Genomic DNA, 26,939 nt, shown 5'->3' on the forward strand with positions numbered 1-26,939 from the left:
GTGGAGTGATGACAGCAGTGACCAATCGATGGGATCCCGGCGCAACCCGCGCCCTGGCCGAGGCACGCCATGGCGACGCATTCGCCATTCTGGGCGCGCACCCGACCGACAACGGTCGGCTGCTGCGCACCTATCAACCGGGTGCCGACTACGTCAATGCCGTGCTCGACGATGGCCAGGTCATCGCGCTGGAGGCAGGCCCGGAGCCGGGCCTGTTCGCCGGCGCATTGCCGGCGCAGGGCGGCTACCGCCTGCGCATCGGCTGGCCCGGCGGCGAGCAGGACACCGCCGACCCGTATGCGTTCGGCCCGCAACTCAGCGACTTCGACCTGCACCTGATCAGCGAAGGCCACCACCTGCAGTTGGCCGATGCGCTCGGCGCCAACGCGATCGAAGTCGATGGCGTACGCGGCACGCGCTTTGCGGTGTGGGCACCCAATGCCACGCGTGTGGCGGTGGTGGGCGATTTCAACAGTTGGGACGCACGCCGGCATCCGATGCGGTTGCGGCACCAGTCCGGCGTGTGGGAGCTGTTCGTGCCCGACGTCGGCCCGGGTGCGCATTACAAGTACCAGCTGCGCGGCCCGCATGGGAACGAGTTGCCGGCCAAGGCCGACCCGGTGGCGCGGCGTGCCGAGCTGGCGCCGGGCACCGCCTCGATCGTGGCCGACCCCACCCCGCACCAGTGGAGCGATGACGGCTGGATGGCCACGCGTGCGCGTCGGCAGGCGCACGACGCACCGATGAGCATCTACGAGATCCATGCCGGCTCCTGGCTGCGCGAGGAAGGCGTGGACCTGGACTGGGATGGCCTGGCCGACCGCTTGATTCCGTACGTGGCCGATATGGGCTTCACCCATGTCGAGCTGATGCCGGTGACCGAGCATCCGTTCGGCGGCTCGTGGGGCTATCAGCCGCTGGGCCTGTTCGCGCCGACCGCGCGCTTCGGCTCGCCGGATGGCTTTGCCCGCTTCGTCGATCGCTGCCACCGCGAAGGCATCGGCGTGATCGTCGACTGGGTACCGGCGCATTTCCCCACCGACGCCCACGGCCTGGCGCATTTCGACGGCACCGCGCTGTACGAACATGCCGACCCGCGCGAAGGCTTCCACCGCGACTGGAATACGCTGATCTACAACCACGGGCGGCGCGAGGTGTCCGGGTTCCTGATCGCCAGTGCGCTGGAGTTCCTGCAGCGCTTCCACGTCGACGGCCTGCGCGTGGATGCGGTGGCCTCGATGCTGTACCGCGACTACAGCCGCAATGCCGGCGAGTGGGTGCCCAACATCCACGGCGGGCGCGAGAACTACGAGACCATTGCCTTCCTGCGCCGGCTCAATGAGGTAGTGCGTGAGCACACCCCGGGTGCGGTGATGATTGCCGAGGAGTCCACCGCGTTCCCCGGCGTCACTGCCGATGTGGCGCACGGCGGCCTGGGCTTCCACTACAAGTGGAACATGGGCTGGATGCACGACACCCTGCATTACGCCGCGCTGGATCCGATCTACCGCCGTTACCACCATGGCGAGCTGACCTTCAGCATGGTCTATGCGTATTCGGAGCGCTTCGTGCTGCCGATCTCGCACGACGAAGTGGTGCACGGCAAGGGCTCGTTGCTCGGCCGCATGCCGGGCGACGACTGGCAGCGCTTTGCCAACCTGCGCGCCTACCTGGGTTACATGTTCACCCACCCGGGGCGCAAGTTGCTGTTCATGGGCTGCGAATTCGGCCAGCCCACCGAGTGGAACCACGACGGCGGCATCCCCTGGCATCTGCTGGATGACCCGCGCCATCGCGGCGTGCAGACCCTGGTGCGCGATCTGAATCGGCTGTATGTCGAATACCCCGCGCTGCACGCGCAGGACGACGACCCGGCCGGGTTTGCCTGGGTGGTCGGCGATGACGCGGCCAATAGCGTGGTGGCGTTCCTGCGCAAGGCAAAGCGCGGCGATGCGCCGGTGCTGGTGGTGATCAACTTCACCCCGATCGTGCAGCACGGCTACCGCATCGGCGTGCCGCAAGGCGGCCAGTGGCGCGAAGTGTTCAATAGCGATGCCGGCATCTACGGCGGCGCGAACCTGGGCAATGGCGGTGTGGTGAGCGCCGAGCAGCAGTCCATGCATGGCCATGCGCAATCCCTGCCGCTGTTGTTGCCGCCGCTGGGCGTCATCGTGCTGACGCCGCAGGGCTGATGCAGCACACACAGCGCCGGACCGCTGGTCCGGCGCTGTAGCACCTGTTAGATTGCGCGCCGTAGAGCGGCCAACACCTCGCTGCGCGCCCACCGGGCGGTGCAGCCGGGGTGTCACCCGCTACGTAGGCGGCCCGGGGAGGGCTGCCGGGCACAGCCGCCGCCATGCCTTCCGTCGACCGTGTGTACGGGAGTGTTGTGCGTGGGCGTTTTGATGGCTGTGGTTTCTTCGATGGTTGAGCCGTTTGTCCATGGTGTGCGCATCGCTGGATGCGCGCATGCACTGGTGTGGGTTGCATGTTCGCTGTGTGTCGGCGCGCAAGGTGGCGGCATGTGGCCAGCGCAGCTCGGTGTGTTGCGTTTCTCCGATGCAACGCGGACGCAGGCATGAGCGGTTTGATGACCTGGTGTTATCTGCTCGGCGCTGCGGCGTCGGCGCTGACGTTCTATCTGGCAACACGGCATCAACGCCTGTGGCCGCAGCGCCGGCTGTCCGCACGCGCGCTACGCATCGGCGCCAGCGCATTGCTGCTGCTATCGCTGGGCTGCGCCATGCAGGCCTTGGGCACCTGGGCCGGCATCTTCGCCGCAGTGACGGCGCTGATGCTGGTGGCGGTGGCGCTGCCCTATCTGGATGCCTGGCGGCAGGCGCGCACGCAACGCAGGCAGGTGCGCCATGTGGGCTAGGTGGCTGGCCGCAGTGGTGCTGGGCCTGCCGCTGGCGGTCGGCGTGGTCGGCCTGTGCGCCCTGTTGCTGCCGGGGCCGCAGCAGAGTTACACGCTGGCATGGCTGCTGCTGATGTTTCCGGCCTGGGTGGGTGCGATGGCGCTACCGTTCGTGTTCCGTCGCGCATCGCGCGCCTGGGCCGTGCTCGGCGGGCTGACGCTGCTGTGCTACCTCGCGCTTGCAGGCATCAAGGCATTGGGCTGGACGGAGCTGGGCGCATGAAAGCATCGACCTTGCGCGCGTTTCTGTCGGTCCACAGCTGGATGGGTCTGTTGGCGGGCATGGCCTTGTTCATCGCCTTCTACGCCGGCGCCATCACCGTGTTCACGCATGAACTGAGCGGCTGGCAGACCACGCCGCCTGTCACACAGCCTGCGCCGGCAGATCCGGTCGCCGCCACGCAGACCTTGCTGGATACGGTGATCGCCCGGCATCCGCAGGTGGCCGACTCCTTCCTGGTGCTGCTGCCCGGCGAGCACGGGCCGATTCCGCGGCTGTACTGGTATGGGCCGCAGGCCGAGGCCAGTGGCGGCATGCGGCAGTATCAACAGGCCGCCGATGGCCGCCTGCTGGAACTGCCGCAGCGCGTGGGCTTTGCCGATTTCCTCTACGACCTGCACTTCACCGCCGGCCTGCCACGCGTGTTCGGCACCTATCTGTTCGGTGTGGTGAGCGTGCTGTACGGGCTGGCATTGCTCAGCGGGGTGGTGTTGTACGCGCCGGTGTTCTTCAAGGACCTGTTCGCGCTGCGGCCGGGGCATAACCTCAAGCGCCTGTGGCAGGACGCGCACAACGTGGTCGGCATGTTGTCGCTGCCGTTCCATGTGATCTTTGCCTGGTCCGGCGCGGTGTTGTGCCTGGGCGTGCTGCTGCTGGCGCCGTTCCAGTTCCTGGTGTTCGACGGCAAATTGATGCAGATCCTGGCACCGGAGTTCGAACTCACCCCACATGTGCAACCGGCCAGACGTGCGGCGCCGGTGTTGCCGGTTGCGGTGCTGCTGGACAAGGCGCGCGCAGCCAGCCCGGGCTTGGTACCGGAGAGCATCGGGTTCCATGATGCAGGCGATGCCCATGCACGCGCGGAAGTGTATGGCCACAACGATCAGCGCCGCCTCAACACACTCGGTGGAGTGGCATTGGACGCGGCAACCGGCCAGGTCCTGCGCGTGCTCGAACCAAGGACGATGTCGCCAGGCACCTCCGCCTTGCGCGGGCTGCAAGGGCTGCACTTCGGCAATTTCGGGCATGCACCGGTGCAGTGGCTGTATTTCCTGCTCGGGTTGGGCGGTGCGTTCCTGTTCTGCAGCGGCAACCTGCTGTGGATCGAAACCCGCCGCAAGCGTCGGCTGGTGGATCAACCGCGCCGCACGCACGCGATGGCACGCCTGACCATCGGTGTCTGCCTGGGCAGCGTCGCCGGCATCTCGGCCTTGTTCATCGCCGCACGCCTGCTTGCGCAAGGACAGGAGCGTTATGTCTATTACGCGGTCTTTGCGGCCGTGCTGATGTGGGCGCTGGTCCGCCCCACCGCACGTGGTGCGTACGAGGCGTTGCTGGCCTGCGCTGTCCTCACGGGGCTGATTCCGCTGGCCAGCTGTGTTTCCGCGCGTGGCGTGGTGCTGCCGTGGCAGGACGCAACGGTGCTGGTCGTGGACCTGATCGCCCTGGTGTTGGCATGGGCGTACTGGCAACTGGCGCGTGCGAGCAGGCGGCGCGGACTGCAGGGCGATCCCAACAGCGTCTGGGCGTGGAAGCGCGCGCAGCGCGCTGAGTCGACGCACTGACGTGATTGATGCCTGGCACGCGACGGTGTGCCGGGCATCAGCTGCGGCGGAGCACTTGGTCGCTGACCATGCGGCTGGCCCGACAACCTGGCCCGTTGACGCGACGGCCTCGCCGGGCAGTGCATCCTGATCGCCCGCCACCTTCACCCACACCCGATGACGGCTGTCGCCTTACCCATTGGCCTGATCTCCGACACGCACGGCGTGCTGCGGCCCGAGGCGGTGGCTGCGTTGCAGGGCTGTGCGGCGATCATCCATGCCGGCGATGTGGGCAAGCCGGAGATCCTCGCTGCGCTGCAGGCGCTGGCACCGCTGCATGCGATCGCCGGCAATATCGACAACAAGCCCTGGGCGGCGCAGCTTCCACAAACGCTGGATCTGCTGATCGCAGGCGTGCGCATCCATGTGTTGCACGATCTGAAAACGCTGGCAGCGGATGTTGCTGCCGATGTGATCATCAGCGGGCATTCGCACAAGCCGTCGATACAGACGCACGACGATGTGCTGTACATCAATCCGGGCAGCGCCGGTCCGCGTCGCTTCAGCTTGCCGATCAGTGTGGGCGCGCTGTGGCTGGGCGATGGTCCGCCGCGTGCGCAGCTGCAGCTGCTGGAAATACGCTGACGGAAGTTGGATCCGTGCAACAGAGACGTGTGCAGGGATCTGGAGCGGCCAGCAAAAAACGATTGCACAGCCGTCATGCGTGCGCGGTCGCTGCTCGGAATCGGCATGGCCATGCGTGCACTGTGCTTCTGAGCGCGCCGTCCGCACCCACCTGAAGGCCGCTACGTTTTGTTAGCCGCTTTTAGACAATGCCGTGCGCTGAAATGCATCGGCCGGGCATGCAGGCCACCGCCGCATGAACTGAGCATGCGGTGCATGCGATGACCAGCAGCAGCGACCGCTACTAACCTGTGCTGACGTGCCTGCTTGTGGAGTCGCACATAAGTCGTTCGTTGCCTGCATGTGTAGGCCTGTGGTCCCTGCGCTGACCTTGTCTGCACGCAGGCGGGACCATCCTTGTGCATCGAGTCGCCGCAAGGATTTCCCCCATGAATACCCGTCGCCAGTTCCTTTCCGCCGCCGCTGCCGGCACCGCGGCATTGGCCGCCGCCCCGTTGTTGGCACAGACTTCCGCACCGGGCAGCGTGATGCCCACGCGCGGCAAGGCCGCCGCATCGGCGTTGCCGACCAATCCCGCAAGCAAGGGCGCACGCTATCGGCCCTTGAGTCGACTGGGCTTTGGTGGCGTGGCGATCGGCAATGGCTTTGCGCCGACCAGCGATGCGCAAAGCGAAGCGACCCTGGCTGCGGCGTGGGAGTCGGGCGTGCGGTATTTCGATACCTCACCGTGGTACGGCCTGGGCCTGTCCGAGCGCCGTACCGGCCACCACCTGCACAATCACGCTGCAGACGACTACGTGCTGTCGACCAAGGTCGGGCGCCTGCTGACCGCTACCGACAAACCGCCGAAGACGATGTGGCAGCAGCCGTCGCCCTTCGACTACCGCTACGACTACAGCGCCTCCGGCGTGCGTCGCTCGATCGAAGACAGCCTGCAGCGCCTGGGCGTGTCGCAGATCGATATCGCCTACATCCACGACCTGTCACCGGAGAACGAGAAAGACCTGGGCATGCCGTGGGAGCAGCGTTTTGCCGAAGCGGTGAAAGGCGCGATGCCCGAGCTGACCAAGATGCGCAAGGAGGGCCTGATCAAGGCCTGGGGCTTTGGCGTCAATCGCCCCGAGCCGGCCCTGCGTGCGATCGAAGAGGCCGACCCGGACATCTTCCTGCTGGCCTGCCAGTACTCGTTGCTCGATCACGCGCAGGCGCTGCACGACACCTTTCCGAAGATCGCAAAGCACGGTGCATCGGTAGTAGTCGGTGCGCCGCTGCTGGCGGGCTATCTGGCCGGGCGCGAGCGTTATCTCTACGACGGCACCGTGCCGGAGTGGGCGCCGGCCAAGCGCCAGAAAACACTCGCCATCTGCGAGCGCCACGGCGTGGATCTGCGCACAGTGTCGCTGCAGTTTGCCGCTGCGCCGAAGGTGGTGTCCGCGGTGATTCCGGGTGCGCGCACGGCCGAGCAGGCGCTTGCGAATGCGGCCTCGATGCGCGTGGCGATTCCGGCAGCGGTATGGGAAGAGCTCAAGCGCGAGCAGGTGATCGAAGCGGATGCACCGGTGCCTGTGCTGGGCTGAGCCATACGCGTGGTGAGAGTGCCATCGCAAACGCATGCGCTTGCGATGCATCACGTCACACTGCAGGCATCACCTCATCCATCACGGAATCAACAGCGGCCGCAACGCAGGCACTTGCCTGGCCAGTTCGTCGGCGACAATCGCCGCGAACAGGTCGGCGCCGTCCGCACCCAGATGGGTGTAATCGAATGCCAGCTTGGCCTGGCCCATCGGCTCGGCACTGGCGTTGTCCTGTGCACGCGCAGCGGCGACAGCGGGCGCGGCTGGCGTCGATGCGGTTTGCGCCGGGGTCTTGCCGATGGTGGTGCCCGATTGCGCGGCTAGCACCTGCTCCGGATCGGCCGGCCGCTGCGCCAGGCGCATTGCCAGCACCGGGCCCATGCCTTGCACTAGGGCGCGGCTGCGCGCGTGCAGGTCGATCAACGGCACCTGCAATTCCTGCGCGAGCGTGCGCGTGGCCTCGGCCCAGGGCGCCAGATCGTCCAGCAGCTGACCGCGCGCGAACTGCCGCCGCGTCAATGGCGTGACCAGCACCGGAATCGCACCGGCAGCACGTGCCTCGGCCACGTAGCGGCGCAGGTTGGCGGGGAATTCGGTCGCCAGGTCGGTGGAACGCCCCGGCTTGCCCGGTTGATCGTTGTGACCGAACTGGATCAGCACATACACCTGGCGATACCCGCCGCTGCGCAGCTCGTGCAGCGCGATGTCCCACGAACCTTCGGCACGGTAGTTGGACGTGCTGCGGCCGCCGCGTGCCAGATTGAGGCAGCTCAGAAACGAGCTCACATGCTGCGCGCAAAAGCTCGGTCCCCAGCCGCCCTGCACGGCGGTGGTGGAGTCGCCGACCAGCACTATCTTGCTGGCTGAAAGTGAGGGCGCAGCGGCGGTGGAGGCCGATGCCTTGGATGCGCGCGGCGTACCGACCTGCGCGGCAGCGGCCGAATCGGCAAACATCAGGCAGGCAGCGGCCAGCGCTGTCAGCAGCATCGGTGCAATAAAGAAATCCTCACGCATGCATCACCTCGAAAACGACTGAACCACGGCTGCGCGCTGGCAGGAATAGGGGGCGGCCAGCGCTGCAGAATTGGCGTGTCCTGCGCAGCCCTGCCGGTCTGGAAAGTTCGCACCCGTGCGTCGACCGCACACCACATGCTGGTCGCTCCGCCGGAGCGAAAGCGCTCAGAACGTACCGCGCTGGATAAAGGGCGCCTGCTGGTAGAGCCGGCGTTCGCCACCGCGCGGGTCGTTGTCCATCCGGCTCGGCACATCGAACAGCAACGTGTCGCGGTGCTGCAGCGAGTACTGACGCCAGCGCGGCAGGCCGCGATGATTCGGGTCGCCATGGCGTGCGAAGGCGAGCAGCGTCTCGCTCATCTGCTCGGCCATGCGCTGCGCAGCGGCGCCGTTGCCGGTGCGCGAGCCGGGCTGCGCAATGGTGTCGAAGACCAGCGGGATGTCCAGCGTGTGGAAGGCGCCGAACTTGCCGCCGTCCAGCGGCGAGCTCCAGTCCAGCTGGTACACCCAGGTCGGTGCGCCCTGGCGTGCACGTGCTTCCGCCTCCTCGACCGCGCCGCGCCACGAGCGGCCCGCCGTGGTCGCGGCAAAGAACACGTCCGATGGCGAGTACTGCGGATACAGCCGGCGATATTCGGCAATCACCACCTGCGGCAGCAGGTCGACGTACTGCTGGCTTTCCAGCCTGGCCGGCAGCTCGTCCCAGCTCAACGCAAAGTTCTTCGCGTCGTTGCCGAGAAACGCGCGCGTCTCGTCGCGGGTATTGCCGATCACCAGCGGAATCCTGGCCGATTGCAGCGGCGCGGTCGGCCAGAACGGATGCACCGGCACATTGCGTGCATCCAGCACCGGGCCGAAGTACAGCGCGCTGTTTTCCACCCGCGAGGGGTCGCGCAGCTGCGCGGCAGCCAGCATTTGCGCAACCGGCAGCGTGCGGATGCGCGCAAGCTCGCCGGGCGCGAGTTTCAAGGCATCCAGCAGCAACTGCGCACGCTGCGTGGCCGCACGCGGGCCGGCCACGGTGACCTGCTGCCCGCTCATGGTCCAGGCGCGGTGGAACAGGCCGCGCGCAGCCGGCATCGCCATCAGGGTGGCGATCTTGGCGCCGCCGCCGGACTGGCCGAACACGGTGACATTGCCGGCATCGCCGCCGAATTCGCCCGCGTGCTGGCGCACCCATTGCAGTGCCTGGATCAGGTCCAACTGCCCGGCATTGCCGGAGTCGGCAAAGCCGGCATCGCCCAGCTGCGCCAGCGACAGGTAGCCGAACAGGTTGAGCCGGTGATTGACGGTGATCACCACCACATCGCCGCGTTTGCACAGGCGCACGCCGTCGTACAACGGGTCGCTGCCGGAGCCGGTGGTGTAGCCGCCACCGTGGATATAGAACAGGACCGGGCGCTTGCCGCCATCGCGCAGGCCCGGCGTCCATACGTTGAGGAACAGGCAGTCCTCGCTGGTGGGCTCGCTGGCCTTGAGCTGCGGCGCGGCCGCCGCGTAGGCGCTGGCATCGCGCACGTCCTGCCATGGATTTTCCGGCACGGCTGCCTGGAAGCGCCGCGCGGCGGTGTCGCCGCCGTACGGGATGCCCTTGAACACGCAGATGCCCTGGTCGCGATAACCGCGCAAGGCGCCGCCACGCACGCGTGCCAGCGGCGCGCTGGCCTCGCGTGGTGGCGGCGGGGATGCGGCGGCGCCAGCAAAGCCGGGGAACGCTGCGGCGGCAGTGGCGAGCAGGCCGCCACGCAGCAGCGTGCGTCGGCGCGCGTCGGGCGTGGACGGCGCCGTCATCGCGCCACGTCCTGCGCCGGTCCCGATGCAGCTGCCGGCGGCTGTGCCTTGGTGACATGCGCGATCCAGGCCTGCGCCAGCTGCGGCCAGGCGGCCACGGTCAGGCCGCTGCCGCTGGCGGTGCCGAAGCCATGGCCGCCCAGCGGGAAGACATGCAGCTCGCTCGGCACAGCGGCGCGCAACAGCGCGTCGTGCATCAGCAGGCTGTTGCGCACCGACACCACGGTGTCGTCCTGCGCATGCAGTAGAAAGCTGGGCGGGGTATGCGCATCCACATGCAGTTGCGGCGAATACGCACGCACCTGCGCATCGGCTGGACTGCTGCCGAGCAGGCGCTCGCGCGAGCCCGGGTGCGCGTTGGCGCTGTCCATGTCGATGACCGGGTAGATCAGCAGCGCAAAATCCGGCCGCGCGCTCAGTGCATCGGCCGCATCCACCTTGGGGTAGACCTGCGCGGCGTAGCGGGTGGCCAGGCTGGCGGCGACATGGCCGCCGGCCGAGAACCCCATCACCCCGACCCGCTGGGGGTCGATGCCGTAGCGGGCGGCGTTGGCGCGGATCAGCCGCAGCGCACGCTGTGCATCGGCCAGCGGCACGTCGGCGCCGTTCGGGTGGCCTTCGCCGGGCAGGCGGTAACGCAGCACGAACAGGGTAATGCCGGCCTGGTCGACGAAGCTGGGCACCAGTGCGCTGCCTTCGTTGTCGAGCACGATGCGCTGGTAGCCGCCGCCGGGGGTGACCAGCAGGGCGGTGCCGTTGGGCCGCTTGGGCCGGTAGACCACCAGGTAAGGCGTGCTGATCTGCTGGATGTAGCGATCGGGCAGGGCCGGGTCGCTGCTGCGTTGGACGATGCGCTGTGGCTGCGGCAGCGGCTTGTCCCCCGGTGCCATCCCTTTGGGCCACAGCAGGATCCGGCTGGCCTGCTCGGCTGCGGTATCGGCGCCGGGCACCTCGGCCGCCAGCACGGGCCCGGCCAGCAGCGCTCCCACCATCACCACCACCGTCATGCACCGGCGCATGACGCTCGAAAACGCGGCAAACACACGCGTTTGGCTTGTCTGTTCCATCCACCCCTCCCAGGGTTGCTTCGTTGCTGCGGCCAGTTTTGCCGCACTGCACATTGCCAATGACACCGGTTTACCATATACAGCACACCGTGCCACTGTCGATTGGCAGTGCAACAAAAACACCTATCAGGGAGACACCCTTGAGCAACGACGCCGCCACCCCACCATCCTCCACATCCTCGCTGTCGCAGATCGCCCAGCGCTTTGTGGAGGCACGCCGTGCAGGGGCATCGCTGCCGGACTTTCCAGGGCAGATCCCCGACGATCTGCTCACCGCCTACCAGGTGCAGGATATCGCCATCAGCCAGTGGGACGACCAGGTGGTCGGCTGGAAGGTGGGCTACATCGCCGCCGAGCGCCGCGACGCATCGGGCGACGAGCGCCTGCTGGGCCCGATCTTCTCGCACAAGCTCTGGAATGCTACCGGTGGAACAACCGAATTCCCGATCTACGAAGGCGGCTTCGGTGCGGTGGAGGCCGAGTACGTGCTGCGCCTGGACGCGGACGCGCCGGCCGAGCAGACCCACTTCACTCCTGACCAGGCGGCGCAGCTGCCGGCCACGCTGTTCATCGGCGTGGAAATCGCCAGCAGCCCGCTGGCGACCATCAACAAGCTGGGCCCGCGCGTGGTGATCTCCGACTTCGGCAACAACAACGGCCTGATCCTGGGCCCGGAAGTGACCGATTGGCTGGCGCGCGACGAATCTGCGCTGACCGCCGAAACCCTGATTGACGACCAGCTGGTCGGCACCGGCGGGGCCACCACGCTGCCGGGCGGCTTGCGCGCGGCCTACGCATTTGCGCTCAGTCGTTCGGCCCTGCGCGGGCGTCCGCTCAAGCGCGGTGATCTCATCGCCACGGGCAATGCCACCGGTATCCATGACATCGAAGTGGGACAGCATGCCCTGATTCGCTTCGCCGGCATCGGCGACATTTCCTGTACGGCTGTGTCCGCCAAGTAACGCCGGACCCAGTGACCAGACGCTTGGGAGGGCGCCAATGATCACACGCAGACATTTCCTCGGTGCCGGGCTCGGTGCCGCCGCGGCCGGCCCCTGGCTGGGCGCGGGTGCCACCACGCCGATTCCCGGCGGGCAGTTGCTGACCGCCACCGACGTGCATGTCGGCGACTACCCCACCGTGGAGGCGGTGCGGTGGTTCGGCAAGCAGCTGGAGCAACGCAGCAACGGCCGGCTCAAGCTGCGCCAGTACCACTCCGGCCAGCTGGGCCGCGAATCCGAGGCGATCGACATGGCGCGCTTTGGCGCCATCGACATCACCCGGGTGTATTCGGGCGCGTTGAACAACACCTTTCCGCTGACCCAGGCGCTGTGCCTGCCGTACGTGTTCGACTCGGTGCCGCATCTGCGCCGCGCCATCGACGGCCATGTCGGCGACAGCGTGCTGCGCAGCTTCGAGCAGCGCGACCTGGTGGGCCTGGCGATCTACGATTCCGGTGCGCGTTGCTTCTACAACACCAAGCACCCGCTGCATCGCCCGGAAGATCTCAAGGGCCTGAAACTGCGCGTGGCCTCGTCGGACATCTTCCTCAAGCTGATGCGCATGCTGGGTGCCAATCCCACCCCGATGTCGCTGGGCGAGACGTTCTCGGCGATGGAAACGCACATGATCGACGGTGCGGAAAACAACATGCGCAGCTTCCAGTCCAGCCGGCATTTCGAAGCCGCGCATTACTGGTCGCAGAGCGAGCATTCCTATGCGCCGGACATCCTGGTGATGTCGCGGCAAAGTTTCGAATCGCTGCGTCCGGACGATCGCGCTCTGGTGGTGGAACTGGCACGCGCCTCGGTACCGGTGATGCGCAATCTGTGGGATGCCTCGGAGACCGTGGCGCGCAAGCAGGTGATCGATTACGGCGTCAAGCTCAATCAGGTCGACATGCCGGCGTTCCGCGCCGCCGCCGCACCGCTCCTGGCCGAATACCGCAAGCAGCCGGAGATCGAAGCGCTGTACCGCCGCATCCGCGATTTTGCATAGAGGTGACCCGATGACCGAACCCGAGACCGTCGCCGTCCCGGTCGCGCCGTTGCAGCGCGCGCTGGACCGCGTTTCCGATACCGCCGTTGGCGTGGCATCCATCGCGCTGCTGGGCCTGGTGGTCGTGCAGGGCTGGCAGGTGTTCACCCGCTACGTGCTCAACGACTCGCCCAGCTGGACCGAGCCGGTGACGCTGCTGTTGCTCAGCACCGCCCTGAGCCTGGGCGCGGCCGCCGGCGTGCATACCAACCGCCACTTCGGCTTCTACCTGCTGGGCGAACACGTGCCGCCGCTGGTGCGCAGGGTGTTCGACCTGATCCGCCCGTTGATGATCATGTCCATCGGTGCGGTGCTGGCGTGGTGGAGCGCGGCGCTGCTGCTCGATGGCCTGGATATCAAGATGGCCGGCGCGCAGATGCCGCAGAGCATCAACTACCTGCCGCTGTCGATCGGCGGTGCGCTGATGGTGATCTTTGCCTTGTACAAGCTGTGGCGTGTGCTACGCCCGATCCAGGCCGGAGGAGTGCGCTGATGGGCATTGCGATGTTGTTGGGAACCTTCGTGGTGCTGCTGCTGATCGGCGTGCCGGTGGCGTATGCGCTGGGCGCGGCCGCACTGGCCACGCTGCTGTATCTGGACCTGCCCACGGTGGTGCTGGTGCAGCAGATTTCCGCCGGCAGCGGCTCGGCCTCGTTGATCGCCATCCCGTTGTTTATCTTCGCCGGCGAGCTGATGCTGCGCGGCGGTATCTCCGAACGCCTGATCGCGCTGGCCTCCTCGCTGGTGGGGCGCGTGCGTGGCGGCCTGGGCCAGGTCAGCGTGCTGTCGTCGCTGTTCTTCGGCGGCGTGTCCGGTTCGGCGATCGCCGACGTCTCGGCGGTCGGCGGCACCATGATCCCGCAGATGATCAAGCGCGGTTACGACCGCGACTACGCGGTCAACGTGAGCATGACCGCCGCGCTGGTGGCGTTGCTGGTCCCGCCTTCGCACAACCTGATCCTGTTCTCGGCCGCGGCCGGTGGCGGGCTGTCGATCGCCGACCTGTTCGCGGCCGGTATCTTCCCGGCGCTGTTGATGACCGCGGCGATGATGGTCACCGGCTATGCGGTGGCGCGTCATCGCGGCTACGGCACCGAGCCGTTCCCCGGCTGGCGCGCAGTGGCGCTGCGCCTGATCGGCGCGTTGCCGGGCCTGGGTCTGGTGGCGTTGATCTTCATCGGTATCCGTGCCGGCATCTTCACCGCGGTGGAGAGCGCGGCGATCGCGGTGGTGTACGCCTTGATCGTCACCGCGCTGCTGTATCGGCAGCTGCGGTGGGCCGAGTTCTTCGCCGCGGTGACGCATGCGGCGCGCACCACCGGCGTGATCCTGTTCGTGATCGCCACTGCGGCGGTGTTCGGCTGGCTGCTGGCCTACCTGCAGGTGCCGGCGGCGGCGGTGAAGTTCCTGCAGGCCATCGCCGACAGCAAGAACACGGTGCTGTTGATGATCGTGGTGATGCTGTTGCTGCTGGGCATGTTCATGGACCTGGCGCCGAAGATCCTGATCTGCACGCCGATCTTCCTGCCGGTGGTCAAGGCCTACGGCATCGACCCGATCCATTTCGGTCTGGTGATGGTGCTGGCCGGCGGCATCGGCCTGATCACCCCGCCGATCGGCTCGGTGCTGTTCATCGGCACCTCGATCGGGCAGATCACCATCGCCCAGAGCATGCGCACCATCTGGCCGTTCTGGCTGGCGGCCCTGGGCGTGCTGCTGATCGTGGCGTTCTTCCCCGAACTGTCGCTGTGGTTGCCACGCGCGCTGCGCGCGTAAGTGCCCGCGATCCCGACTGCGTCCGTCAGGTGGGCGTCGTCGGTGCGTGGCAGCGGCCTGCACGGCGCGTGCGATGCGATGTCCGCACGCCGCGCCTCGCTCGACAAACGCCTGCCGACGTTACCGGCGCGCTGCCCGGCGTCGTTGCTGGCAGGTAGTTCCGCCTTCATCCAGGCGGCCGACGCTCCAGGCGCTGGCCGCCGTATCGCCCCGCCGTGCGGGGACTAGGAGCAAGCATGCGTGTGCGTATCGCTTCAACCCGTTTGCGTTGGCTGCTGGCCGGCGGCCTGCTGCTGTGTGCCGGGCTCGCTGCCGCGGCCGACTGGAAGCGCGGCATCGAACACCAGCGCATCGCCGACCAGGGCGACGGCACCTTCCTCAACCCGGTGCTGGCCGGCGATCACCCCGACCCGTCGGTGCTCAAGGACGGAAAGGACTACTACCTCACGCTGTCCTCGTTCGACGCCTACCCGGGCCTGCCGATCTGGCACTCGCGCGATCTGGTCAACTGGCAGCCGCTAGGCCACGCCATCACCCAGAACGTCGGCGCGATCTGGGCGCCTGACCTGATCAAGCACGGCAAGCGCTACTACATCTACTTCCCGGCGCGCCGTGGCGACCAGGGCGAGCGCAGCAACTTCGTGGTCTGGGCCGACAACATCAAGGGTCCGTGGAGCGCGCCGATCGACATCGGCCTGGGCAAGTACATCGACCCCGGCCACGCGGTGGGCGAGGACGGCAAGCGCTATCTGTTCCTGAGCGGCGGCGATTACGTGCAACTGTCAGACGACGGCCTGAAAGTGGTCGGCACGCCCAAGCACGTCTACGACGGCTGGAAATACCCGGAAAGCTGGGACGTGGAAGGCTACGCCCAGGAAGGCCCCAAGATCACCCGCCACAACGGCTGGTACTACATGACCACCGCCGTCGGTGGCACCGCCGGCCCGCCGACCGGGCACATGGTGATCACCGCGCGTTCGCGCTCGATCCACGGCCCCTGGCAGAACGCGCCCAACAACCCGATCACCCGTACCAAAAGCGCCGACGAGCCGTGGTGGTCGCGCGGCCATGCCACCCTGGTGGAAGGCACCGACCAGCGCTGGTGGATGCTCTACCACGGCTACGAACACGGCTACTGGACGCTGGGCCGGCAGGCCTTGCTGGACCCGATCGAGTGGACCCCGGACGGCTGGTTCGTCGCCAAGGGCGGCGACCTGGGCACGCCGCTGAAAAAGCCCAGCGGGCAGGCCTTGCCGCATGGGCTGGCGCTGTCGGACGACTTCCGCGCCAGCACGCTGGGCCCGCAGTGGGCGTTCTTCAACCCCGCCGCCGACGAGGCCAAGCGGCTGCAGGTCGGCGATGGCGTGTTGCGCCTGCAGGGCAAGGGCAGCGCCCCGCGCAACGCCTCGCCGCTGACGGTGATCGCCACCGACCAGGCCTACCAGTTCGAGGTGCAGATGACCGTGGCGCCGGGCGGGCAGGGCGGGGCGCTGCTGTTCTACAGCGACAAGCTCTATGCCGGCGTGGGCAGCAATGGCGAGAACTTCGTCATGCACCGCTACGGCGAGGAACGCCCCGGCACGCTGGCCCCCAGTGCGACCGGTGGCACCTTGTGGCTGCGGGTCACCAACAACCGCCACATCGTCACCATCCACAGCAGCACCGACGGCACCACCTGGACCAAGTACCCGGTGCAGATGGAAGTGTCCGGCTACCACCACAACGTGGCCGGCAAGTTCCTGGCCTTGAAGCCGGCGCTGTATGCCGCCGGGCAGGGCCAGGTGGAGTTCCGCAACTTCCGCTACCGCGCCCTGGACTGACCGTTCTGCATCGCCGGGCATGCCGCGGCACTGCCGGCTGCGGCGTGTCCTGCACGGCGGGTCCGGGGTGGCGGCAGGCTTCGCTCAGGTCTGCCGGCCGTCTGGCCGGTAGAATCCAATCAACTTCACTGGTTGACCGCTATGCCCGCCCGCAAGATGCCTGAAGAGGGAATGCCCGGCCTGCCGAAGGGCAAGGTAGCCACGATCAACGACATCGCGCGGATGTCGGGCGTGTCCAAGAAGACCGTGTCGCGGATCATCAACAACTCGCCGCTGGTGCGGCAGGACACCCGCGAGAAGGTCGAGGCGCTGATGCGCGAGGTCGGTTACGCGCCCGACCCGCTGGCGCGCGGGCTGGCGTTCCGGCGCTCGTTCCTGATCGGCATGGTCTACGACAACCCCACCGCGCAGTACATCGTGGACATGCAGTACGGCGCGCTGGACGCGCTGCGCGGCTCCAGCTTCGAGCTGGTGGTGCACCCCTGCGACAGCCGCAGCCCCGGCTACATCGAAGGCGTGCGCCGCTTCGCGCAGGCGCAGAAGCTGCACGGCGTGATCCTGGTGCCGCGCGCCTCCGAGGACCAGGCGCTGGCCGACATGCTTGCCGAGATCGGCTGCCGCTACACCCGCATCGCTTCGGTCGCGCTGGACACCACCTCGCAGACGGTGATCACCCACGACCGCGACGGCGCCGCCGAGGCCGCCGATTACCTGCTCTCGCTCGGCCACCGCGACATCGCCCTGGTCACCGGCCCCAGTGCCTACCGTTCCTCGATCGAGCGCACCTCCGGCTTTGCCGACGCGCTGACCCGGCGCGGCATCGAACTGCCGCCCGAGCGCATCGTCGAAGCCGGCTACACCTTCGAATCGGGCGTGGCCGCGGCCGAAAAGCTGCTGCTGGGCAAGAAGCGCCCCACCGCCATCTTCACCGGTAACGACGAAATGGCCGCCGGTATCTACAAGGTCGCGCTGCGCGCCGGCATCAGCATCCCGCGCCAGCTGTCGGTGATCGGCTACGACGACAGCTCGCTGGCCTCGCGCCTGTGGCCGCCGCTGACCTCGGTGCGCCGCCACACCCGCGACACCGGCCGCACCGCCGCAGCGATGCTGATCCAGCCCGACAACGCCCCGCAATTGCCCACCGCCAGCGTGCGCCCGCACCTGATCGTGCGCGATTCCTGCCAACCGCCGGAAGATTGAGCGAGGTCAAAGCCCAGGCAAGGGGGACGCCAGGCGAGCAACAAAGCCCCTCTCCCGTCGGGGCGAGAAGACACGGCTTGCGCGCCATGGGCGCGCGTGCCTTGGAGCGCCCGCGCCGCCAGCGCGGGCCGGGGCGCGGGGCGGGGTTGGGGCGGCAGACAGCCATCTGAGAAAGCTCAGCCATGAGCTGAGGGCACATAAGCCTCCACCCGACCAATCAAGCCCCGCACCCAACACCACGCGCAGCCTCGTCCCCTCATCCGGCGCTATGCGCCACCTTCTCCCGAGGGGAGAAGGGATTCCCACGCTGCCACGCCGCTATCGTGCACTGCGCAATGACACCGGTTAACCAGAGTCGGTAGAATGGCCCGGTGCAAGCCAATCCCCCCGCGCTTGGCACCGGAGATCGCGCATGTCCCTGTACTGCAAGACCCACTACGCCACCCATCCCGACGCCATCAAGGGCGCCAGCAACGACGACCTGCGCGAGCTCTATTTGCTCGATGGCCTGTTCGTCGACGATGCGGTCACGCTCAAATACACCCACTACGAGCGCTTCGTGCTCGGTGGCGCAGCACCACTCGGCACCACGCTGGAACTGCCCAGGCAGACCGAACCGGCGTCTGCCGCCGGCCATCCGTTCCTGGAGCGCCGCGAGCTGGGCATCCTCAATGTCGGCGCCGGCACCGGCAGCGTGACCGTGGACGGCACCGTCTACACGCTCGGGCCGAAGGACGGCCTGTACGTGGCGATGGGCAGCACCGATGTCAGCTTCGCCTCGGACGATGCCGCCAACCCGGCCAGGTTCTATCTGGCCTCGACACCGGCGCATGCGCGTTTCGAGACCAAGCAACTGTCGATCAAGGATGCCGTGGCGCTGGAGCGTGGCGCGCTGGAAACCAGCAACGAGCGCACCATCTACCAGTACATCGTGCCGACCACCTGCCAGTCCTCGCAGCTGTTGCTGGGCCTGACCGTGCTCAAGCCGGGCAGCGTCTGGAACACCATGCCGCCGCATCTGCACGACCGCCGCAGCGAGGTGTATTTCTACTTCGATCTCGGCGCCAACGACCGCGTCTATCACTTCATGGGCGAGCCGGACGCGCAGCGCCACATCGTGATCCAGAACAACGAAGCGGTGGTGTCGCCGCCGTGGTCCATCCACATGGGCGCCGGCACCAGCAATTACGCCTTCATCTGGGCGATGGGCGGCGAAAACCTGGATTACACCGACATGCACGTGCTGGACATCTGCCAGCTCAAGTAAGGCCATGCATGCCGGCCAGCACCGCACTCACCGCGTCGATGCGCTAGCGCCATCAACGCGCCAGCTCCACCCCATGCCAGCGGCCGCGCATCGCGCGGACGCACGCACTCATCCAACGTGGCACACCCAGCAGGAGCGATAAGGTAATGAGCAATCCGTTCAGTCTCGAAGGCAAGGTCGCACTGGTCACCGGTGCCAACACGGGCTTGGGCCAGGGCATCGCGCTGGCACTGGCGCAGGCCGGCGCCGACATCGCCGCCGCCGGCATCCAGGCGCCGACCGAGACCGAGGAACTGGTCAAGGGCCTGGGCCGCCGCTTCATCGCCATCCAGGCCAACCTGATCAGCGTCGAACCGGTCGAGCGCATCCTCAAGGAAACGCTGGACGGCCTGGGTCGCCTGGACATCCTGGTCAACAACGCCGGCCTGATCCGCCGCACCGACGCGGTGGATTTCAGCGAGCAGGATTGGGACGACGTGATGAACGTCAATCTGAAATCGGCCTTCTTCATGGCGCAGGCCGCCGGCCGCCACTTCATCGCCCAGGGCAGCGGCAAGATCATCAACATCGCCTCGATGCTGTCGTTCCAGGGTGGCATCCGCGTGCCGTCCTACACCGCCAGCAAGTCCGGCATCGCCGGCATCACCCGCCTGCTGGCCAACGAATGGGCGAGCAAGGGCGTGACCACCAATGCCATCGCGCCCGGCTACATGGCCACCGACAACACCGCCCAGCTGCGAGCCGACCAGGACCGCAACAAGGCCATCCTGGACCGCATCCCGGCCGCGCGCTGGGGCGTGCCGGCCGACCTCGGTGGCACCGCGGTGTTCCTGGCCAGCAGCGCCTCGGACTACGTCAACGGCGCCATCATCCCGGTGGACGGCGGCTGGCTGGCACGCTGAGTCAAACCCACGCGGTGCCTTCTCCCTCAGGGAGAAGGTGCCCGAAGGGCGAATGAGGGCCGGCAGGCACGTACATGACCAGACGCGTGCCGCATCTCCGACAAGACCTTCAGCACCTGATCGCTCACCGACAAGGCACCTGAAAAGCGAAGCAAGACCGCATCCAGGCGCGCACACCAATCAACTCCACAGTCGACACAACTTCCCCAAACCAATCGGAGCATCCCCATGAAAATCGCACTCATGAATGAGTTCAGTCAGGCCGGCAAGAACCCGGTGATCCTGCAGCAGCTCAACGACGTCGCCGGCGAGCAGGGCCACAGCGTCTTCAACGTCGGCATGGACGGCGACAACGACCACCGCCTGACCTACATCCACCTGGGCATCGTCGCCAGCCTGCTGCTGAACTCCAAGGCCGTGGACTTCGTCGTCGCCGGCTGCGGCACCGGCCAGGGCGCGATGATGTCGCTCAATGCGCATCCGGGCGTGTTCTGCGGCTATTGCATCGAGCCGACCGACGCCTACCTGTTCGCCCAGGTCAACAACGGCAACGCGCTGTCGCTGGCATTTGCCAAGGGCTACGGCTGGGGCGCGGAAATCAACGTGCGCTACATCTTCGAAAAGGCCTTCAGCGGCGAGCGCGGCATGGGCTACCCGGCCGAGCGTCGCGAATCGCAGGCCGCCAATGCCGGCATCCTGACCCAGGTCAAGCAGGCCACCGCCAAGTCCTACCTCGACGGCCTGCGCGCCATCGACCCGGAGCTGATCAAGCAGGCCGTGGGCGGCGAGCGTTTCCAGCAGTGCTTCTTCGACAATGCGCAGGACGCCGAGATCCGCAACTTCGTCGCCGGCGTGCTGGGCAAGCCCGAAGCCGCCGCCGCAGCAGCTGCGTAATTAGCCACTGCGTTTTAGCCCCTCTCTCGCCGGGAGAGGGGTTGGGGTGAGGGTAAGGCGGACGACAGCTGGCCTGAACGGGGAGGCTTGAAAGGCTTGAGACGACAGTCCGGCCGTCCAACATTTCCTGTGCCGCCGCACCCTCATCCGCCCTTCGGGCACCTTCTCCCGATGGGAGAAGGAACAGCGTCGCGCACTCAGCATTTTTTCCGGAGCCCACCATGCGTCTGCTGCTGTTCGCATTGCTGCTGCTCTGCGCAAACATCGCCCGCGCCGACCCACACCGCATCTTCATCGCCGGCGATTCCACCGCCGCCGAATACGGTGCCGAGCGTGCGCCGCAGGCCGGCTGGGGCCAGATGCTGCAGGAGTGGTTCGACCCGGCGCAATGGCAGGTGCGCAACCACGCCAAGGGCGGCCGCAGCACCCGCAGTTTCATTGCCGAAGGGCGCCTGGATGCCATCGCCAAGGACCTCCGTGCCGGCGACGTGCTGTTGATCCAGTTCGGCCACAACGACGCCAAACACGAAGATCCAACCCGCTACACCGACCCGCAGGGCGACTATCAGCAGTTCCTGCGCCGCTATATCGCCACCGCGCGCGACAGGGGCGCGACGCCGATCCTGATCACGCCCGCCGCCCGTCTGCTCTACGACTTCGGCGCGCTGCTCGACACCCACGGCCGCTACACCCTGGCCATGCAGCAACTCGCCGCGCAGGAACACGTGGGCCTGATCGATCTCAATGCCAGTTCCAGCGACTGGATCCGTGCCCTCGGCGAACAGGCGGCCAGGCCGTACTTCCTGTTCGTTCCCGAACAAGGCAAAGCCGACGGCACCCACTTCAGCCGCGCCGGCGCCACCGCCGTGGCGTGCCTGGTCGTGCATGGCTGGGTGCAGCTGCAACCCGCTCTCACGGCACAGCTGCGACGTGATGCCGATTGCGGCGCCGCTCCCGACACCGCCGCCCAACGCGCGGCGCAGGCGCATCCCTCGCTGGTGGTGCACGAACGCGATCTCGCCCGCGCGCAACCCGGCCCGCATGGCGGCGCCGGGCCGACCGCGGCGTATCCATTCTTCGCCGACGCACCACAGCTGCCGTTCGTGCTGCGCAAGCGCGTGTTGCACAAGGGCGCCGGCATTGGCCTGCATTTGCACGACAAGGACGAGATCTATTACATCGTCAGCGGGCGCGGGCTGTACGCGCTGGACGGCAAGCAGTACCAGGTCACTGCCGGCGATGTGCTACTGACGCGCCCGGGCAGCACCCATGCCTTGCAGCAGACCGGCGATGAGCCACTGGTGCTGCTATTGGCCTATCTCGCCAAGCCGGCAGGCTGAGACAGGCCCGGTGCATCGGGAGCGCGTTGCGGGTATGGACGATGCGCAATGCCGGCTGTGAGCCATGCGCGTCATTGCACGCGCGCTTACGCCTTGTCGACCCCGTAGTGGGTCAGGCCCAGCCGGGCCAGTTCGCCGGAGCGGCGGTAGTAGACCTCTTCCCAGCCATCCACGCGCTGGCGATCGGTCTCGCTCATCGCGTCGAGAATGTCTTCGATGCTGAGCAGGTTGGGGTCTTCTTCCAGGCGTTCGAATACCGTGCCCAGGCCTTCGATCGCCTGGCGCGCCTGCACCGCGCCCATCGCGCCCAGCCCCTGCAATGCGTCACGCCGGGTGGCGGCGTCCCAGCGGTCGAAGTAGCGTGCATAGCCGCTCTCGCTCATGTCCGCATCCAGCCGCGCCAATGCCACCAGCTCGCGCTCGCCCGGCGACAGGGCATCCATGCGTCCGCGCAGCGCGGTCAGTTTGGTTTGCGCGCGTGCGCTGCGACGGCGCCACAGCAACTCGGGCATGTTGAGCAGCCCCTCATCCGTGGGCGGTGCCACCGCCGGCCAGTTCACTCCGAAGCCGTCGTCGGTGAGCTGCCATTGCGCGCGTTGCGGCGGCGTTGCCTTCAACAACAGCCGCTGCGCCTTGATCGGCTCGTCGATACGGATGCCGTTGGCCAGGGTGAACAGCAGGCGGGTGTCGTCCAGCTCCAAGCGCCGGATACGAAGCTGCGTCAGGTCCATTGAGCGAAGGCGGTATGGGGAGGTTTGACCATAGTCTGCGTCGGCGATGGTGTCGAGTCGGTGCGGCCTCACACGTCGCCGTCTGTACTCCAGCCTTCGCCGCTGCCGCGCTGGATGACCCGATCGGTGTCCAGCACCTCGCCGGCCGGCACCTGCGCCTGCTGCGCAAGATCGGCATAGATCGGGGTGAAATCCGGCGCGGTGGCGCTCATCAACTGCGCAAAGCTGTCGATGACGAAGTAGGTCTTCTGGAAGCTGTCGATGCGGTAGCGCGTGCGCATGATGCGTTGCAGGTCGAAGCCGATCCGGTTGGGCGCCAGCGATTCCAGCGAATGCAGCGATTCGCCCTTCGACGACACGATGCCGGCACCAAAGATGCGCAGCCCCTGCGGTGTGGCGATCAGGCCGAATTCCACCGTGTACCAGTACAGGCGGGTGAGGTTCTGCAGCGCGTCCGCGCCGATGCCGTGCGCCTTGACCCCGCCACGGCCATAGGCCTGCATGAAGTCGGCAAACAGCGGATTCATCAGCAGCGGCACGTGCCCGAACAGGTCATGGAACAGGTCCGGTTCGGCGATGTAGTCGATCTGATCGGGGCGGCGGATCCACCATGTCACCGGGAAGCGCTTGTTGGCCAGATGCTCGAAGAAATCCAGCTCCGGCAGCAGGCCCTGCACGCCGACCAGTGTCCAGCCAGTGGCCGCCTGCAGCACCGCATTGAGCGCATCGAAACGCGGAATATGGGTCTCGCCCATGCCCATCGCATCCTGCGCCTGCAGGAACTCGTCGCAGGCGCGGTCGACCAGCAGCGCGCGCTGGCGGCGATACAGGGTGCCCCAGGTGGCGTGGTCGTCGGCGCTGTAGCCATCCCACGGCTGCTCGACCACGGCGGTGGTGTAGACCGGCACATAGCCCTTGTCGGTGAGCTGATTCTCGACGCGTTGCGGTGCGATGTTCATGCGGCGGCGGTTCCCGATGATCAGCGCTCACCTTAGCCGGATGGTCGCGCAACGGGATTGCGAATCTTGCGTGTCTGATGCGTCCGGGCGCAAGATTCGTGCGTCATCCTCTGCTGCTGCGCAACATATGGACCAGCCAATCGCCCTGGACCGCACCGATCTACGCCTGCTCGCCCTGCTGCAGACGCAGGGCCGCAGCAGCAATGCGGAGCTGGCGGTGCAGGTCAATCTGTCGGCCTCGGCCTGCCTGCGCCGCACCCAGCGGCTGGAGGCGGCCGGCATCATCGCTGGCTACGGCGCACGCCTGGATGCCAAGGCGCTGGGGCTGGGGCTGCAGGCCTTCGTGCGGGTGCAGCTGGAGCAGCACGGCCAGGCCGATATCGAACATTTTGCCGACGGCGTGCGCGGCTGGGACGAGGTGGTGGCCTGCTGGGCGCTCACCGGCGACATGGATTACCTGCTGCAGGTGCAGGTGCGCGACCTGGAGCACTTCTCGCGCTTCCTGCTCGACCGCCTGCTCAATGCGACTGGCGTGTCCGACGTCAATTCCAGCTTCGTGCTGCGCACGGTGAAGGCGCCGGAAGGCCTGCCGCTCTCGCATCTGGGCTGATCCGGCGGGCTGTGAGGCAGGCACACGTGCACTGTGACTTGCCTCTCAAACGATAACGATTTACATTTGCGTAACATCCGGCTGCGCCCGGCATGTCTTCTCGTCGATTCGCCAGCCCGACAGGGCCAGCCAGCTCGTCGCCCGAGTGGGACGCGCCGCGCATGCCTGCGTTTTTTTCCCGGTGACGCCGCGCGTCCCGCACCGATCGACGAGAACCCTCCAATGCCCGCGATTTCCGCCCCCCTGGCCACGTTGTCCGCTGCCTTGCTATGCGCGTTGGCGCTGACGCCCTGCGCTGCCCGTGCCGACAATGCCGCCGCCGATGCAAGCGATGCCAAGACGCTGGACCAGGTCAACGTCAACGGCGCGGTGAGCCGCGCGCAGCCGGCCACCACCACACGCCTGCCGCTGACCTTGCAGGAAACGCCGCAATCGGTGAGCGTGATCGGGCTGCAGCGGCTGGAAGAGCAATCGCTGTTCAGCATCGACGATGTGATGCGCAACGTCACCGGCGTCAACGTGTCGTTCTACGACACCCAGCGCCCGCTGTATTTCGCGCGCGGCTTCCAGATCACCGACTTCCAGGTCGATGGCCTGCCCACCTACAGCGGTGCGACCAACCAGGAATACGACACGGTCTTCTACGACCGCATCGAGGTGATCCGCGGCGCCAACGGCCTGCTCACCGGCGCCGGCATTCCCTCGGCCACGGTCAACCTGCTGCGCAAGCGCCCGGGCAAGGAGTTCGATGCCTCGTTCGCAGTCAGCGCCGGCACCTGGGATTTCCGCCGCATGCAGGCCGACGTCAATGCGCCGCTGACCGAAGAGGGGCGCTGGCGCAGCCGCGTGGTCGCGGCCTGGCAAGACCGCGATTACTACTACGACCGGTACCACGACAACAAGATGTCGGGCATGGCGGTGCTGGAAGGCGACCTGACCGACAGCACCACGCTCACCGTCGGCTATCAGCGCCAGGACAACACCCCCGTCGGCTCGACCTGGGGCACGGTGCCGTTCTTCGCCGCCGATGGTTCGCCGGCCAACCTGCCGCGCTCGACCAACATGGCGCCCAAGTGGAGCCGCTGGCAGCGCGAGACCAGCACCGCCTTCGTCAACCTGGAACAACGCTTCGGCGAGGACTGGCTGCTGCGCGTCAACTACGCGCACACCAAGGGCGATGTGCAGAGCCTGCGCGTCTACGGCACCGGCTATCCGGCCGCCGATGGCAGCGGCATCTTTCTGCGCACCGGAGCCGGCGAAACCAGCGACGCGCGCGATGGCGTGGACGTGTACCTGTCCGGCGGTTTCTCGTTGTTCGGCCGCCAGCACGATGTGGTGGTCGGCGGCAGCTGGCAGGATCTGCAGTCGACCTCCTACGGCGTCTCCCAGACCTATCCCGATGACTGGGCCAGCTGCGGCAGCGAACGTTGCTATTTCATCCCCGACATCCGCAACTGGGATGGCGATATTTCCGAAGTGACCTATGCGCGCACCGGCCGTCGCAACGAAGCGCGCACCACCCAGCGCGGCGTGTATGCCTCCACCCGGTTGCGTCTGGCCGACCCGCTGTCGCTGATCGCCGGTGCACGCCTGAGCTCCTGGGAAACCCGCACCCAGGCTTTCAATGCCAGCGGCGCCTACACCGGCACCAGCGGCCGGTACGAGGTGAGCGACGAAGTCACCCCGTATGTGGGACTGGTCTACGACATCGTGCCGGATGTGTCGCTCTACGCCAGCTACACCGAGATCTTCAACCCGCAGAATTACCGCGACAAGGACAACAACCTGCTCGCCCCGGTGGAAGGTTCCAACCTGGAAGCCGGCATCAAGGCGCAGTTGTTCGACGGCCGTGCGATGGCCACCGCCGCCGTGTTCGAGGCCAAGCAGGACAACTTCGCCGTGCGCGACATGACCCAGCCGGAATCCTCGCTGCCGGACGGCAATTCGGCCTACATCGGTATCAACGGCACCAAGAGCCGGGGCTGGGAAATGGATTTCAACGGCGAAATTCTGCCCGGCTGGACCGTCAACGCCGGCTTTACCCACGTCAAGGTGACGCGCCCGCCCACCGATGCGATCTACGCCAACCTGCCCGAGGATTACCTGCAGCTGTCCACCCAACTGCGCCTGCCCGGCGCCTGGGAGCGCCTGAGCATCGGCGGCGGCGTCAGCTGGCAGAGCGCGGTGCGCGGCTTCAACATCGAGCGCCCCACCGGCGACGGCACCGGCGCCACCACGCCGGTGACCGTGGTGCAGAACCCGTATGCATTGGTGCACTTCAACGCCAACTACCGCATCAGCGAGCAATGGACCGCCACGCTGGCGGTGCGCAACGCCTTCGACAAGACCTACTGGGCCAACCTGGATTACCAGAACTACGGCGAGCCGCGGTTTGTCAGCGTGTCGTTGCGTTGGCGCTATTGAGGCGTTGCCGATGAAGCGGATGTGTTACCGGTAAGGCATCGCGGCCAGGGCCGCTCCTACAGGAGCGGTGCTGGCCGCGCCGACGTTACCCAATAGACCCAAAGACCGCCCCGCCATCGTAGGAGCGGACCCGGCCGCGACCCGATCCCGCCTCAGCACACCTGAAAAAATGCCACGCCGTCGTAAGAGCGGCCCAGGCCGCGA

Annotated in this window: 23 protein-coding genes and 1 other RNA gene; 19 read left to right on the plus strand and 5 right to left on the minus strand. The window is 67.1% G+C overall.

Going from position 1 to position 26,939, the window contains the following annotated elements; translation table 11 throughout:
* The first annotated feature begins 8 nt into the window (after window positions 1–8).
* From glgB to ABQ137_RS01175, 7 genes are all read left to right on the plus strand, one after another.
* Window positions 9–2,192, plus strand: a complete 2,184-nt coding sequence (gene glgB, locus ABQ137_RS01145; protein ID WP_154831185.1) for a 1,4-alpha-glucan branching protein GlgB — start codon at window positions 9–11, stop codon at window positions 2,190–2,192.
* 386 nt (window positions 2,193–2,578) lie between these two features.
* On the plus strand, window positions 2,579–2,878 hold the full coding sequence (locus ABQ137_RS01150; protein WP_184577775.1) for a hypothetical protein: 300 nt from the start codon (window positions 2,579–2,581) through the stop codon (window positions 2,876–2,878).
* Window positions 2,868–3,140 (plus strand): hypothetical protein, encoded by a 273-nt coding sequence (locus tag ABQ137_RS01155; protein ID WP_026064062.1) that lies wholly within the window; start codon window positions 2,868–2,870, stop codon window positions 3,138–3,140. Before ABQ137_RS01150 ends, ABQ137_RS01155 begins: the two co-directional genes overlap by 11 nt.
* Entirely contained in the window at window positions 3,137–4,702 is a 1,566-nt protein-coding gene (locus ABQ137_RS01160) for a PepSY-associated TM helix domain-containing protein (protein WP_349780986.1), read from the plus strand. Before ABQ137_RS01155 ends, ABQ137_RS01160 begins: the two co-directional genes overlap by 4 nt.
* Before the next feature lie 156 nt (window positions 4,703–4,858).
* Window positions 4,859–5,326, plus strand: coding sequence for a metallophosphoesterase family protein (locus ABQ137_RS01165; RefSeq protein ID WP_349780987.1), 468 nt, complete (start codon window positions 4,859–4,861; stop codon window positions 5,324–5,326).
* A 105-nt stretch (window positions 5,327–5,431) separates the two neighbouring features.
* Window positions 5,432–5,503: non-coding RNA, sX9 sRNA (locus ABQ137_RS01170), on the plus strand.
* Between the two features lie 251 nt (window positions 5,504–5,754).
* The gene (locus ABQ137_RS01175; protein ID WP_349780988.1) at window positions 5,755–6,903 is read left to right on the plus strand and encodes an aldo/keto reductase; all 1,149 of its coding nucleotides are present in this window, start codon (window positions 5,755–5,757) and stop codon (window positions 6,901–6,903) included.
* Between the two features lie 81 nt (window positions 6,904–6,984).
* Here ABQ137_RS01175 and ABQ137_RS01180 read toward each other — a convergent pair whose 3' ends face one another.
* The 3 genes from ABQ137_RS01180 to ABQ137_RS01190 all read right to left on the minus strand — a co-directional run bounded on the left by ABQ137_RS01180 (window position 6,985) and on the right by ABQ137_RS01190 (window position 10,775).
* Window positions 6,985–7,917, minus strand: a complete 933-nt coding sequence (locus tag ABQ137_RS01180) for a rhamnogalacturonan acetylesterase (RefSeq protein WP_184515314.1) — start codon at window positions 7,915–7,917, stop codon at window positions 6,985–6,987.
* A 165-nt stretch (window positions 7,918–8,082) separates the two neighbouring features.
* Window positions 8,083–9,708: a carboxylesterase/lipase family protein gene (locus ABQ137_RS01185; RefSeq protein WP_184515317.1), complete on the minus strand. Its 1,626-nt coding sequence runs from the start codon at window positions 9,706–9,708 to the stop codon at window positions 8,083–8,085.
* Window positions 9,705–10,775 carry an alpha/beta hydrolase gene (locus tag ABQ137_RS01190; RefSeq protein WP_184515320.1) on the minus strand — a complete coding sequence of 357 codons (1,071 nt, stop codon included), beginning with the start codon at window positions 10,773–10,775 and terminating at the stop codon, window positions 9,705–9,707. The genes ABQ137_RS01185 and ABQ137_RS01190 overlap by 4 nt, the downstream gene beginning before the upstream one ends.
* Window positions 10,776–10,915: 140 nt before the next feature.
* Between ABQ137_RS01190 and ABQ137_RS01195 the strand changes: the two genes are divergently transcribed.
* The 10 genes from ABQ137_RS01195 to ABQ137_RS01240 all read left to right on the plus strand — a co-directional run bounded on the left by ABQ137_RS01195 (window position 10,916) and on the right by ABQ137_RS01240 (window position 22,011).
* A complete protein-coding gene (locus ABQ137_RS01195; protein WP_184515323.1) occupies window positions 10,916–11,737 on the plus strand; it encodes a 2-keto-4-pentenoate hydratase in 822 nt (273 codons plus the stop codon).
* Between the two features lie 37 nt (window positions 11,738–11,774).
* Window positions 11,775–12,773 (plus strand): TRAP transporter substrate-binding protein, encoded by a 999-nt coding sequence (locus tag ABQ137_RS01200; protein ID WP_024939517.1) that lies wholly within the window; start codon window positions 11,775–11,777, stop codon window positions 12,771–12,773.
* A 10-nt stretch (window positions 12,774–12,783) separates the two neighbouring features.
* Window positions 12,784–13,305, plus strand: coding sequence for a TRAP transporter small permease (locus ABQ137_RS01205; protein ID WP_016901233.1), 522 nt, complete (start codon window positions 12,784–12,786; stop codon window positions 13,303–13,305).
* A complete protein-coding gene (locus ABQ137_RS01210; protein WP_016901232.1) occupies window positions 13,305–14,588 on the plus strand; it encodes a TRAP transporter large permease in 1,284 nt (427 codons plus the stop codon). Before ABQ137_RS01205 ends, ABQ137_RS01210 begins: the two co-directional genes overlap by 1 nt.
* Window positions 14,589–14,824: 236 nt before the next feature.
* On the plus strand, window positions 14,825–16,408 hold the full coding sequence (locus ABQ137_RS01215) for a family 43 glycosylhydrolase (protein ID WP_349780989.1): 1,584 nt from the start codon (window positions 14,825–14,827) through the stop codon (window positions 16,406–16,408).
* Window positions 16,409–16,549: 141 nt separating this feature from the next.
* Window positions 16,550–17,608 (plus strand): LacI family DNA-binding transcriptional regulator, encoded by a 1,059-nt coding sequence (locus tag ABQ137_RS01220; RefSeq protein ID WP_024939515.1) that lies wholly within the window; start codon window positions 16,550–16,552, stop codon window positions 17,606–17,608.
* Window positions 17,609–18,020: 412 nt separating this feature from the next.
* The gene (kduI, locus tag ABQ137_RS01225) at window positions 18,021–18,875 is read left to right on the plus strand and encodes a 5-dehydro-4-deoxy-D-glucuronate isomerase (RefSeq protein ID WP_016901229.1); all 855 of its coding nucleotides are present in this window, start codon (window positions 18,021–18,023) and stop codon (window positions 18,873–18,875) included.
* 146 nt (window positions 18,876–19,021) lie between these two features.
* Window positions 19,022–19,777: a 2-dehydro-3-deoxy-D-gluconate 5-dehydrogenase KduD gene (kduD, locus tag ABQ137_RS01230; RefSeq protein WP_054592011.1), complete on the plus strand. Its 756-nt coding sequence runs from the start codon at window positions 19,022–19,024 to the stop codon at window positions 19,775–19,777.
* A 228-nt stretch (window positions 19,778–20,005) separates the two neighbouring features.
* Window positions 20,006–20,671 (plus strand): RpiB/LacA/LacB family sugar-phosphate isomerase, encoded by a 666-nt coding sequence (locus ABQ137_RS01235; protein ID WP_349780990.1) that lies wholly within the window; start codon window positions 20,006–20,008, stop codon window positions 20,669–20,671.
* Window positions 20,672–20,892: 221 nt separating this feature from the next.
* Window positions 20,893–22,011, plus strand: coding sequence for a GDSL-type esterase/lipase family protein (locus ABQ137_RS01240; protein WP_184515334.1), 1,119 nt, complete (start codon window positions 20,893–20,895; stop codon window positions 22,009–22,011).
* An 86-nt stretch (window positions 22,012–22,097) separates the two neighbouring features.
* Here ABQ137_RS01240 and ABQ137_RS01245 read toward each other — a convergent pair whose 3' ends face one another.
* Both ABQ137_RS01245 and phhA read right to left on the minus strand, forming a co-directional pair.
* The gene (locus tag ABQ137_RS01245) at window positions 22,098–22,742 is read right to left on the minus strand and encodes a DMP19 family protein (RefSeq protein WP_039517772.1); all 645 of its coding nucleotides are present in this window, start codon (window positions 22,740–22,742) and stop codon (window positions 22,098–22,100) included.
* Between the two features lie 68 nt (window positions 22,743–22,810).
* Window positions 22,811–23,701: a phenylalanine 4-monooxygenase gene (gene phhA, locus ABQ137_RS01250; protein ID WP_039510573.1), complete on the minus strand. Its 891-nt coding sequence runs from the start codon at window positions 23,699–23,701 to the stop codon at window positions 22,811–22,813.
* A 127-nt stretch (window positions 23,702–23,828) separates the two neighbouring features.
* On the opposite strand from phhA, the gene ABQ137_RS01255 reads away from it, so the two are divergent.
* The gene (locus ABQ137_RS01255) at window positions 23,829–24,311 is read left to right on the plus strand and encodes an Lrp/AsnC family transcriptional regulator (protein ID WP_016901223.1); all 483 of its coding nucleotides are present in this window, start codon (window positions 23,829–23,831) and stop codon (window positions 24,309–24,311) included.
* Between the two features lie 222 nt (window positions 24,312–24,533).
* Window positions 24,534–26,735, plus strand: coding sequence for a TonB-dependent siderophore receptor (locus ABQ137_RS01260; RefSeq protein WP_349780991.1), 2,202 nt, complete (start codon window positions 24,534–24,536; stop codon window positions 26,733–26,735).
* The last annotated feature ends 204 nt before the right edge of the window (window positions 26,736–26,939 follow it).

It is taken from the genome of Xanthomonas sp. WHRI 8393 (assembly GCF_040203315.1).
Taxonomy (GTDB): Bacteria; Pseudomonadota; Gammaproteobacteria; order Xanthomonadales; family Xanthomonadaceae; genus Xanthomonas; species Xanthomonas arboricola.

Bases quoted from the DNA above. Each gene is read 5' to 3' on its own strand.
- kduI (WP_016901229.1), top strand. From the start codon at position 18,021: ATGTCCCTGTACTGCAAGACCCACTACGCCACCCATCCCGACGCCATC.
- ABQ137_RS01150 (WP_184577775.1), top strand. From the start codon at position 2,579: ATGAGCGGTTTGATGACCTGGTGTTATCTGCTCGGCGCTGCGGCGTCG.
- ABQ137_RS01215 (WP_349780989.1), top strand. From the start codon at position 14,825: ATGCGTGTGCGTATCGCTTCAACCCGTTTGCGTTGGCTGCTGGCCGGC.
- kduD (WP_054592011.1), top strand. From the start codon at position 19,022: ATGAGCAATCCGTTCAGTCTCGAAGGCAAGGTCGCACTGGTCACCGGT.
- ABQ137_RS01165 (WP_349780987.1), top strand. From the start codon at position 4,859: ATGACGGCTGTCGCCTTACCCATTGGCCTGATCTCCGACACGCACGGC.
- ABQ137_RS01180 (WP_184515314.1), bottom strand. From the start codon at position 7,917: ATGCGTGAGGATTTCTTTATTGCACCGATGCTGCTGACAGCGCTGGCC.
- ABQ137_RS01200 (WP_024939517.1), top strand. From the start codon at position 11,775: ATGATCACACGCAGACATTTCCTCGGTGCCGGGCTCGGTGCCGCCGCG.
- ABQ137_RS01260 (WP_349780991.1), top strand. From the start codon at position 24,534: ATGCCCGCGATTTCCGCCCCCCTGGCCACGTTGTCCGCTGCCTTGCTA.
- ABQ137_RS01190 (WP_184515320.1), bottom strand. From the start codon at position 10,775: ATGGAACAGACAAGCCAAACGCGTGTGTTTGCCGCGTTTTCGAGCGTC.
- ABQ137_RS01255 (WP_016901223.1), top strand. From the start codon at position 23,829: ATGGACCAGCCAATCGCCCTGGACCGCACCGATCTACGCCTGCTCGCC.
- ABQ137_RS01245 (WP_039517772.1), bottom strand. From the start codon at position 22,742: ATGGACCTGACGCAGCTTCGTATCCGGCGCTTGGAGCTGGACGACACC.
- glgB (WP_154831185.1), top strand. From the start codon at position 9: ATGACAGCAGTGACCAATCGATGGGATCCCGGCGCAACCCGCGCCCTG.
- ABQ137_RS01160 (WP_349780986.1), top strand. From the start codon at position 3,137: ATGAAAGCATCGACCTTGCGCGCGTTTCTGTCGGTCCACAGCTGGATG.
- ABQ137_RS01240 (WP_184515334.1), top strand. From the start codon at position 20,893: ATGCGTCTGCTGCTGTTCGCATTGCTGCTGCTCTGCGCAAACATCGCC.
- ABQ137_RS01175 (WP_349780988.1), top strand. From the start codon at position 5,755: ATGAATACCCGTCGCCAGTTCCTTTCCGCCGCCGCTGCCGGCACCGCG.
- ABQ137_RS01220 (WP_024939515.1), top strand. From the start codon at position 16,550: ATGCCCGCCCGCAAGATGCCTGAAGAGGGAATGCCCGGCCTGCCGAAG.
- ABQ137_RS01210 (WP_016901232.1), top strand. From the start codon at position 13,305: ATGGGCATTGCGATGTTGTTGGGAACCTTCGTGGTGCTGCTGCTGATC.
- ABQ137_RS01185 (WP_184515317.1), bottom strand. From the start codon at position 9,708: ATGACGGCGCCGTCCACGCCCGACGCGCGCCGACGCACGCTGCTGCGT.
- phhA (WP_039510573.1), bottom strand. From the start codon at position 23,701: ATGAACATCGCACCGCAACGCGTCGAGAATCAGCTCACCGACAAGGGC.
- ABQ137_RS01155 (WP_026064062.1), top strand. From the start codon at position 2,868: ATGTGGGCTAGGTGGCTGGCCGCAGTGGTGCTGGGCCTGCCGCTGGCG.
- ABQ137_RS01205 (WP_016901233.1), top strand. From the start codon at position 12,784: ATGACCGAACCCGAGACCGTCGCCGTCCCGGTCGCGCCGTTGCAGCGC.
- ABQ137_RS01235 (WP_349780990.1), top strand. From the start codon at position 20,006: ATGAAAATCGCACTCATGAATGAGTTCAGTCAGGCCGGCAAGAACCCG.